We start from the raw sequence: 10,312 nt of genomic DNA on the forward strand, positions 1-10,312 counted from the left end.
ACAGCAGGTGCTGATCAAACTCAACAGGGCTATCCTTGAATTTTGGTGGTGGTGACATCTGGCATTATTAGGGTTGATTTAAGGCTTATCATAACAGATAAACCTATTCTCGGTCAGGCTCCTAGCCCCGCTACTGCCCATTTTGTGGGTCAATCCGGCTTACTCACCTTGGACTGCGCAGATGACTCTGGTGTTTCTCTCGGACACAGCCCTGCAGGTACCACGACTTCCACCCCCGTACAGGAAGAAGTTCTTCAACGTGTAAGGGATGAGTTTGAGGAAAAAATGCCTGGATATCGCTATGTGGTCGATTTGTCTGGAAATACACCCATACCTGGAGGTCTGAACCTGGATGGAGCCAATATCTACGTGTTCAATACGGTTACCAAAAGATCCGGAGGAAAGGGCCCAAAGAAGAAGTCGAAAGGAAAAGGCAAAAGCTACCCACCTTCAAGAAAAGACCCTGACGTCAAACACACCCCAGATAATGACCAGGATGACGACCCCACAACATCCAGGGAAACAGATCAGCCTTCACCACACATACAGGTAAGCAGTCCTTCTCCCGAAAGCAGTTCAGGTATTCCTTATTTTCACGCGCTTATCCTGCCATTGGGATTGGTTGCGATATTTACAGGTGCCTACCATTTATTACCCAGCGCAAAGACCCACTGGTTCAATGTTCAAATGAACCGGATCTCAGAAAATCTCTGGTCCCTATTCGCTTCAGGAAAGAAGCCTATTGAATCGACACCACAGGCTTCAGCACACTCTTCAGGCCAAGTCGGATTTACCAAACCGAAGCCTTCTACCACAAGAAAGCCGGCAATTCAGACGCCCCCTCCTGCTACAAAGGTTGCTACACCTTCCACAGAAGATCAGAGAATTGCTGATGAACTGAAAAAAAACAGAGAGCTGAAAGCGCTTCTGGACAGCTACCCGCATCCTGTTATGGCTGAATTGATCGAAGCGCTGTTCTCAGTAAAAACCATGGTCATGGATCCTGTGATTTATCGCAGACCCCTTTCCTATCAGAAAAAACTGGACTTCATCCATCCACGGGAGTTCAGTGCACTGGCATCCGACTATCATCCTAAAGACTGGGATGCACCATCAAAAATGCTGCACCTGTTGCCTATTGCAAACATTCGACCATTCTCAAGTTTACAGCTATCCGACAAAATGGCCCTGCTGAACAAAATGTCCAACTGGGTCATAGAAGTCGCTGAGTTCTCAGACGAAGACGAGTTGGATGCACTCCAGTCTTTCAGATGGTTAATGTTGTTATGCGGTGTACCTGGCACTGATATCGATAAAAGAAAATCGATCTGCCACGAAAAAGCAGCCACACTGCTGAAAACCAACTGACATACAAGAACAGATGTTCAACCCTTGTTAAGCAGTTACCTGAGATTACAAAGTTCGGGGAGTGGTAAAAAATTTTTGCAGATTCCTGCCTGGAGAATTACCCGTCGTAACAAAATGGCCTATGAGCCGAACATCATACCAGTCATCCATGACCGGAAAGGTTATCGGATCGTTGGAGTGGTTGAAGAACATGACTCCAAAAAAACCACAACAAGTCTGAGAGCATTTGGCTCCAGGACCTTTGATGGAGTAGAAGTCCTGACCTCTCACTTCACCTGGCGGCAACACATAAAAACAGACTTCTTTGATCCCAACCAGCCCGATGGGTTACGTACCGACCAGGCCTTTCTAAAATACCAGAACATTGTCATGCGTCAGCCATTGCGCTCCGGTGGTTACCATTACATCGTCCTGGATAAATCCAAAATGGTGCAAATAGATGCAGAGTTGCACCCCTTTGTTGAAGATGAAGAGCTTAAGGTTAACTGTGAATCATCGCACCTGTCAGAAGAAGCGACGCTGAAATGCCATCAGCTCCTTCAAAAGCAACATCATCTTGCCAACCTTTATTATCACCTGCTTGAACACACCCCAGACCTGAAGGTGCCGATGTATGAGTTAATTGATCCGGCATCTCCCGACGAAGGTCATGAAGAGCCAGAGTTTATTGTCAGTGAAGAGCAGATAACCGCTGAAGTTCAAGCACTGTACGATAAAAATGCCAAGGATAAACGAGAGTTAATGTTTGACCCCAGAACCTTCAAGCGCTTTGATCAGTTATCAATGCAGAAAACCCAAAGAATTCTGTACGCTTTTCTGCAGGCTTATGAAACCTTTAGCCCAAATAAGCAGAACACAGACATCAGCGATGTCATTCCCCCACTGAGTCATTGCGGCTGGATTCCATCTAACCCTTTGCTCATGTCCTGCTATAAGCAGTTTATGCCTCATATTCAGCCGCAAGTAGATACACTGAAATGGTTTGCCTTCCTTCATATGGATCAGAGGGGACTCCCCGAACAATACCCACACCTCGAAGGTATGTGGGTCCGGTATGTGCCACTGATCAAATATTACAAATATGAGGATGACTCTGTAAGAATCGAGTTTTTACCCGTTGCTCAGCTGATTGTGGGCGGCTACCCAAGAACTCTATTAATGGCAGACACCAGCCAACCTAATCCTGCTGTTATCGAGGCTGTTGTAGAAAATGTTGTGGCGGAAGTTGATGGTGCGCCTGTCCGAAATGGACAGTTGCATTGTACATTGGGCAGAAGAGGGCAAACCCTGATTCTGCAAAATGGCCGACAAATCGATCAATCCGCCTATTTCACCTATGATTCTGCCTATGCAACAGGCACTTACATAGTCCGGGGACGCAACAAAGCTGCAGTCAGCCATTACTACCAGGGAGTGGAAGTTCCGGAAATGGGTCGCCCCGAGCCCTTCATTATTGACCGGGCCATTCAAATGGAAAAAGTCTGGCTCCAGCAATTTCCTGACAGAAAGCTGCTTCATTAACCTGTTGATTCCCCGCCACTTTTCACCCATTTGTTTCCTATTGGAAACAAATGGGTTGATGTGAAACCTCCAGATTTGATACTCTGCAAATACTCTGAATGTATGTTGAACTTTTTTTAAATCGTTTAATTCAGGGGACTTATCGAGAAAAAACGTCGGTTTCTGTCAGACCAGGGATGAATCGCAAGACAGCAGTACCGATACATAACTACGACATAAACGGTTTTTAGTAGATAAGAATACAGGTGGGGCAAAGCATGGGATTGAGCATTTTTGATCTGTTTAAAATTGGAATCGGACCTTCGTCATCACATACGGTGGGTCCCATGGTGGCTGCTAATCGCTTTCTTGACGAACTCCACGAAAATCGACACTTCGAACAGACACTCCGTATAAAAGCAGATCTTTATGGCTCACTGGCCATGACCGGCGAAGGCCATGCAACCGACGTTGCTGTCCTGCTGGGATTACTGGGAGAACACCCAGACACAGTGGATCCTGATAAAGTCACCGATTACGTAGCGGATATAAAGTCCAGCCAGCAGCTGAAGCTGGGGGGACTCAGGGATATAACCTTTCATTTCGATTCCGATCTGTCATTTCATTTCGGGAGCTCTCTTCCCAGCCATCCCAACGGCATGTCCTTGACCGCTCTGGACGCTGATGGCCAGGTACTCTATAAAAACCAATATTACTCGGTGGGTGGCGGTTTTGTTCTCAACGAACAGGAAGCCTCTTCCAGCCAGTCCACCAATCTGCAGACGGCACCTATCCCCTACCCCTTTGAAAATGGCCAGGATTTACTGGATCACGGGAACAGCAGTGGCCTTTCCATCGCAGAAATGGTTCTTGAAAACGAAAAATACCTGGGTCACAGCCAAAATATTTCCAAAGATCTGATGGCCATCTGGCAGGTTATGGATCAATGCATCGAGCGCGGCTGCGAACAAACCGGTAAGCTTCCCGGCGGCCTGGATGTCGAGCGTCGAGCCAGTAACATGCACAAACGTCTGATCAATAAACCCAAAGAACAGCGTGATGACCTGGAAAGCATGGACTGGGTTAGCCTTTATGCCCTGGCGGTGAACGAAGAGAACGCAGCGGGAGGGCGAGTAGTAACGGCCCCCACAAACGGTGCGGCAGGCGTTATCCCGGCGGTACTGGCTTATTATGACCGCTTTACTCCCGGCAGTTCCGATCAGGGTATCCAGGTCTTTCTGGCCACCGCCGCAGCCATTGGCATGCTGTATAAGAAGAATGCCTCCATTTCGGCCGCCGAAGTCGGATGTCAGGGCGAGATAGGGGTTGCCTGCTCAATGGCAGCTGGGGCACTTTGCGCAGTACTGGGCGGCAGCAACGAACAAATAGAGAATGCGGCAGAAATTGGCATGGAACATAACCTGGGACTGACCTGCGACCCGGTCGGAGGCCTGGTTCAGGTGCCATGTATAGAACGAAACACTATGGGTGCAGTCAAAGCCATCAACGCAGCAAGACTCGCCTTACAGGGTACGGGCCAGCATCGGGTCTCACTGGACAGCGTGATAGAGACCATGCACCAGACCGGCCTGGATATGCAGGATAAGTACAAAGAAACCGCCACCGGCGGACTGGCAGTCAATGTGGTCATGTGCTGAACCTCGTGACAGATGCCAAAAAAACCAAAAATAACCAGCACGAATACCCAGGACTCACCGTATAAAAATGGTATGTCCCCATGGGAGAATGAGCCGAGACGTACGGTTCAAAGCTGTTTTTAGACCATCATATGGCTGTCACATCCACCGATAGCCGGCAGAGAAAGGTAGAAACATGGCTGTTGATAAACAGGCACTCAGCGCTCTGGAACAGGGCAATGCATTTACCGGTCGTCACATCGGCCCGGATCAGGCTCAACAGCAGGCGATGCTGTCTGAACTTAAATTGGATTCACTGTCTGATCTGATTGAACAGACGGTTCCCAAAACCATTCGCTCACTCGCTATCTCAGGAAAAAGCACTCTGGCTGTTGAACCCGGTAAGACAGAAGTTCAGGCTCTGGACTACCTGCGCTCCCTGGCAGACCAGAACCAGGTGAACAAATCCTACATTGGTATGGGCTACTACAACACCCATGTTCCTAACGTTATTCTCAGAAACGTTCTGGAAAACCCGGGCTGGTACACTGCCTACACACCTTATCAGCCAGAGATCTCCCAGGGTCGCCTTGAAGCTCTGCTGAACTATCAACAGATGGTCATGGACCTGACCGGCATGGAAGTAGCCAATGCCTCCCTGCTGGATGAAGCCACAGCAGCCGCAGAAGCCATGGCTCTGTGTCGTCGCTCCAACCGCAGCAAGAATCAGGTTTTCTTTGTCGCTGACGACGTTCACCCGCAAACCATTGACGTGATCAAGACCCGTGCTGAACACATGGGTATCCAGGTAGCAGTTGGTAACCCTAATACTGACCTGGAAAAACACGAAATCTTCGGTGTACAACTGCAATACCCTGGTACTTACGGACAGATCACCGATGTCGCCAGCATTGTAAGCAAAGCCAAAGAACAAAAAGCCATGGTGTCAGTGTCTACCGACCTGATGGCATTGATGCTTCTGAAATCACCGGGTGAACTGGGTGCTGATATTGCTTTGGGTAGCAGCCAGCGTTTCGGTGTTCCCATGGGCTTTGGTGGCCCACACGCCGCGTTCTTTGCCGCCAGTGAAAAACTCAAACGATCCATTCCTGGCCGTATTATTGGTGTCTCCATCGACAGCCGTGGTAACCAGGCTTACCGCATGGCGATGCAGACTCGTGAGCAGCACATCCGTCGTGAAAAAGCCACCTCTAACATCTGTACGGCCCAGGCGCTGCTGGCCAATATGGCGGCTTTCTATGCGGTCTATCATGGCCCAGAAGGTCTGAAGACCATCGCTGAGCGCACTCACCGTCTGACCACCATTCTTCATAAAGGTCTGACCACCCTGGGTGTTCAGTGCAACAATACCTATTTTGATACTCTGACCCTGAAAGTAGGCAGCCAGCAGGAAGCGATCTATAACCGCGCTATTGAAGCCGGTTGTAACCTGCGTCGCATCAGCTTCGATCAGCTGGGTGTCAGCATTGACGAAACCACCACAGCAGAAGACATTACCCAGCTGTTCAATGTCATTCTGGGACAGGGTCAGGATCTGGACATCCAGACCATCGACCGTCAGATCACCCTGTTCGAAGGAAAAAGCGGTATTAAAGACGATAATCGTCGTACTGACGCAGTACTGACTCACCCGACCTTCAACAGCTATCATTCTGAAACCGATATGATGCGCTACCTGAAGCGTCTGGAAAATAAAGATTACTCCCTGACTCACGGCATGATCCCTCTGGGCTCCTGCACCATGAAGCTGAATGCCGCCGCTGAAATGCTGCCGGTTTCCTGGCCTGAATTTGCCAACATCCATCCATTTGCGCCCAGAGATCAGGTCAAGGGTTATATGACCATGATCAATGAGCTGGAAGCCGCGCTGGAAGAGATCACAGGCTACGACAAGATCTCCATGCAACCTAATTCAGGTGCCCAGGGTGAGTACGCGGGTCTGCTGGCCATCCGTAACTATCAGGAAGCCAATGATCAGGCCCACAGAGATATCTGCCTGATCCCTTCTTCCGCTCATGGCACCAACCCTGCTTCTGCCGCAATGGTCGGTATGAAAGTCGTCGTGGTTGACTGCGACGAGAACGGCAACGTGGATGTTGAAGATCTGCTGGCCAAGGCAACAAAGCACAGTGAAAACCTGTCCTGCCTGATGGTGACTTATCCTTCCACCCACGGTGTATATGAAGAAGAGATTCGCAACATTTGCGACATCGTTCACCAGCACGGTGGCCAGGTCTACATGGACGGCGCCAACATGAACGCCCTGGTAGGGATCGCCAAGCCTGGCAAGTTCGGTTCCGACGTCTCTCACCTGAACCTGCATAAAACCTTCGCCATTCCACACGGTGGCGGTGGACCCGGCATGGGCCCTATCGGTGTTAGAAGTCACCTGGCGCCTTACTTGCCGAACCACATTGTCAGCCCGATTGAAGGTGATAATGAAGGCATGGGTGCGGTGTCTGCAGCGCCTTTTGGCAGCTCCTCTATTCTGCCAATCAGCTACCTGTACATTGCCATGCTGGGACAGCAGGGACTGCAGGAATCCAGTGAAGTAGCGATTCTGAACGCTAACTACATGGCCGATAAGCTTTCTACTCATTTCGACGTACTTTATCGGGGTCGTAACAATAAAGTGGCACACGAATGCATTATCGACATTCGTCCTATCAAGGAAGCCAGTGGCGTCACTGAAGAAGACATTGCCAAGCGTCTGATGGACTACGGATTCCATGCACCAACCATGTCCTTCCCGGTGGCAGGCACTCTGATGATTGAGCCGACTGAATCAGAATCCAAGGAAGAGATTGATCGCTTTGTAAGCGCTATGATTGCTATCCGCGAAGAAGTCCGCAAGGTTCAGGAAGGTGAATGGCCTGCTGACGATAACCCGCTGTGTAACGCGCCACACACTATGGCAGATCTGGTGGACAGCGAATGGAGCCACCCATACAGTCGTGAAGAAGCGGTCTTCCCGCTGAAAGGCTCTATTGACGGAAAGTACTGGCCAACCGCCAACCGTATCGACAATGTTTACGGCGATCGCAACTTTATCTGCTCCTGCCCATCGATTGAAGACTACCGAGAAGAAGACTACCGAGAAGAAGACTAACGTCGTCTGAGGTCCAGCATTGAACCGGGGACATAACTTCCCCGGTTTCTACACTATTTCAGGGAGTGTCTGTAATGACCGAACTCAAAAAAACACCACTGCACAGCCTTCACGTTGAGCTGGGCGCAAAAATGGTTCCTTTCGCTGGCTTTGACATGCCGGTTCAATACCCACTGGGTGTGAAAGCCGAACACCTGCAAACCCGCGAAAAAGCAGGTCTGTTCGATGTCTCCCACATGGGCCAGGTTCGTCTGACCGGTAACAATCCAGCCAAAGCACTGGAAGCCCTGGTACCTGTCGACATTATTGATCTGCCTGAGCGCAAGCAGCGTTACGCTCTGTTCACCAATGAACAAGGTGGCGTGATGGACGACCTGATGGTCACCAACGAAGGCAACGACAGCCTGTATGTGGTTGTTAATGCTGCCTGCAAAGATCAGGACATTGCTCACATGAAGGCGCACCTGCCTGACGATGTGAAACTGGACGTTCTGGATGACCGTGCTCTGGTGGCGATTCAGGGACCACAAGCCAAAACCGTGATGGCCCGCTTTGCTCCTGAAACTGAAAAGATGGTGTTCATGGATTCTGTCCATATGACCATTGAAGGCGTTGATGTTTACATCAGCCGTTCAGGCTACACCGGTGAAGACGGCTTCGAAATCTCGATCCCTGAAGCCGATGCTGATAAGTTCTGTCGCATGCTGCTGGATCAGGCAGAAGTAGAATTCATTGGCCTGGGTGCCCGTGACTCTCTGCGCCTGGAAAGTGGCTTATGCCTGTACGGCCACGATCTGGATACAGAAACCACTCCTATCGAAAGCAGCCTGATCTGGGCCATCAGCAAGAATCGCCGCAACGGTGGTGAGCGTGCTGGAGGTTTCCCGGGTGCTGACAAAATTCTAAGCCAGATTGAAAACAAGGACTTCACTCGCAAGCGTGTTGGACTACTGGGCAGCAGTCGTGCACCGGTTCGCGAAGGCACTGAAGTTGTTAATGCTGAAGGTGAAAAGATCGGCGTTGTAACTTCCGGCACTTTCGGACCTACCATCGGTGCTCCAGTTGCCATGACTTATGTCCCTGCTGAGTATGCCGCTCTGGAAACAGAAGTCTTTGCTCTGGTACGTGGCAAGAAACTGCCTATGACTGTCAGTCGTATGCCGTTTATTGAACAGCGTTACTATCGCGGCTGATGACTTACTGAGTCTGCTCAGACGTTTAATTTGAGCAGACTCAGCTAACAAACCTTATTTCATCCTCACTTAATCTGCAGACCCTTCCGTATAGAAGAAGTGCTTTTGCACCTCCAGTCATGCCCGCCTGCTAAGAGAACAGAGATTCAAGGAGCCACTGTAGCCATCACAATAGCAATCAACACTACAATCACTGAGGGAAGCATTACGCCTCCTCCAGACGCTGCTGACTGAGTCAAATCACTCAACTTTTGTTCCAGTGCTCTGAGCTTATCCGTCTGGGCCTGTTGTGTCTGATTCAAATTACTCAAGTTCACTTCCAGCTTAGCCAGTCGTACTACTTTATTCTCGGTACTATCCCGCAATAGAACCTTAAAAGTGTGATCATTTGAGCTGCTGACGATGAGGCTCCCTGATCGATTAAATGTACTATGTCTTACCTCACCTCCATGCCAGATGGACTTCAAAGGCGTTAAATTACCTTTCAGTTGCAACAGCTCACTGAAACGCCACAAGCTCACTGAGTCCCCTGCATAACCCATAATGAATTGGCCACCCGGGCTCAATACACTTCTTACATTTTTCAAAGAAGTCAGAGGCGTGGTTTGAACTGGAGCCGTCATCGATGAGGATTCATCCGTCTCATCGGTCTCAACCGGCAAAGAAGAGGGCTTAGGCGTGAGCCAGAGATTGGAGGTAAAGCGACTGGCAGGATTATAGTAAGGATCGAATCCCTGTCCTTTAGCAAATGAATGGGTAAGAACCAGTTTATTATCTTGCCTGAAAGCACATCTGACAACCTGGCTCTCATGTTGATACACTACCCGCTCAGTATTTTCCCCAGCTAATAAACCTTTTACATTCCATAGCCTGGCAGTACGATCCCTTGAGCAGGTAAGCACATTTTCACCATCATGACTGTAGGCGGCATGATAGATCACATCGTTTGAGCGATGATCAATCGTCATGACTGGTTTTGCTAATACCGTTCTTCTAGTGTATTTCATCTCCATACTATCCAGATTTGACAGCGCTTCCTGAGTATTCCAGATTTTCACTACCCCATTACTGTATGTGATAAGGATTTGCTGACCGTCCGGACTAAAAGTTGCATAGACACTGTGAGGATCAGAGAAAAAGATGTCTGGTACGAACCCCTGATTAATAAGATCACTCTTTCGTCCTTCACCATTCAGCAGATCACTCATTTTCCAGAGTCTGACGTATGAACTGCTTCCAAGGATAAGTTGCCCATCCGGGCTAAACATCACTTTGTCAGCATCTGGAAGTTGATTGAGAGTAGCAACGGGCTCTGCAACGTCCCCACCAAACTAATCAAGTCATCGACCATCCACAACTTAGGGAAGTGGCACAAGAAAGCTTACCGCAGTAAAGTGCCACTTTTCCCCTCTTGACGACTGTAGCTGCCATGACCACCATTACTATTCCTCCAGAGTGCAAATATCTAATCAAACTTGCTGCCG

6 protein-coding genes are annotated in these 10,312 nt (G+C 49.4%); 5 read left to right on the forward strand and 1 reads right to left on the reverse strand.

What is annotated here, in order from left to right; all coding sequences use genetic code 11:
* Positions 1-168 precede the first annotated feature (168 nt).
* The 5 genes from ACR2PX_RS17210 to gcvT all read left to right on the forward strand — a co-directional run bounded on the left by ACR2PX_RS17210 (position 169) and on the right by gcvT (position 8,828).
* On the forward strand, positions 169-1,368 hold the full coding sequence (locus ACR2PX_RS17210; protein WP_434000591.1) for a hypothetical protein: 1,200 nt from the start codon (positions 169-171) through the stop codon (positions 1,366-1,368).
* A 75-nt stretch (positions 1,369-1,443) separates the two neighbouring features.
* Positions 1,444-2,889: a hypothetical protein gene (locus ACR2PX_RS17215; protein ID WP_434000592.1), complete on the forward strand. Its 1,446-nt coding sequence runs from the start codon at positions 1,444-1,446 to the stop codon at positions 2,887-2,889.
* 257 nt (positions 2,890-3,146) lie between these two features.
* Positions 3,147-4,526 carry an L-serine ammonia-lyase gene (locus ACR2PX_RS17220; protein WP_434000593.1) on the forward strand — a complete coding sequence of 460 codons (1,380 nt, stop codon included), beginning with the start codon at positions 3,147-3,149 and terminating at the stop codon, positions 4,524-4,526.
* Positions 4,527-4,701: 175 nt separating this feature from the next.
* Entirely contained in the window at positions 4,702-7,635 is a 2,934-nt protein-coding gene (gene gcvP / locus ACR2PX_RS17225) for an aminomethyl-transferring glycine dehydrogenase (RefSeq protein ID WP_434000594.1), read from the forward strand.
* Between the two features lie 74 nt (positions 7,636-7,709).
* The gene (gene gcvT / locus ACR2PX_RS17230) at positions 7,710-8,828 is read left to right on the forward strand and encodes a glycine cleavage system aminomethyltransferase GcvT (protein WP_434000595.1); all 1,119 of its coding nucleotides are present in this window, start codon (positions 7,710-7,712) and stop codon (positions 8,826-8,828) included.
* Positions 8,829-8,974: 146 nt separating this feature from the next.
* Here the strand turns inward: gcvT and ACR2PX_RS17235 are convergent, their stop codons facing one another.
* On the reverse strand, positions 8,975-10,036 hold the full coding sequence (locus tag ACR2PX_RS17235; RefSeq protein WP_434000596.1) for a hypothetical protein: 1,062 nt from the start codon (positions 10,034-10,036) through the stop codon (positions 8,975-8,977).
* Positions 10,037-10,312: the final 276 nt, after the last annotated feature.

Source organism: Endozoicomonas sp., from assembly GCF_051008435.1.
Lineage (GTDB): Bacteria > Pseudomonadota > Gammaproteobacteria > Pseudomonadales > Endozoicomonadaceae > Endozoicomonas_A.

Excerpts from the sequence above, each read along its gene's own strand:
- gcvP (WP_434000594.1), top strand. The coding sequence starts at position 4,702 with ATGGCTGTTGATAAACAGGCACTCAGCGCTCTGGAACAGGGCAATGCA.
- gcvT (WP_434000595.1), top strand. The coding sequence starts at position 7,710 with ATGACCGAACTCAAAAAAACACCACTGCACAGCCTTCACGTTGAGCTG.
- ACR2PX_RS17220 (WP_434000593.1), top strand. The coding sequence starts at position 3,147 with ATGGGATTGAGCATTTTTGATCTGTTTAAAATTGGAATCGGACCTTCG.
- ACR2PX_RS17235 (WP_434000596.1), bottom strand. The coding sequence starts at position 10,036 with ATGAGTGATCTGCTGAATGGTGAAGGACGAAAGAGTGATCTTATTAAT.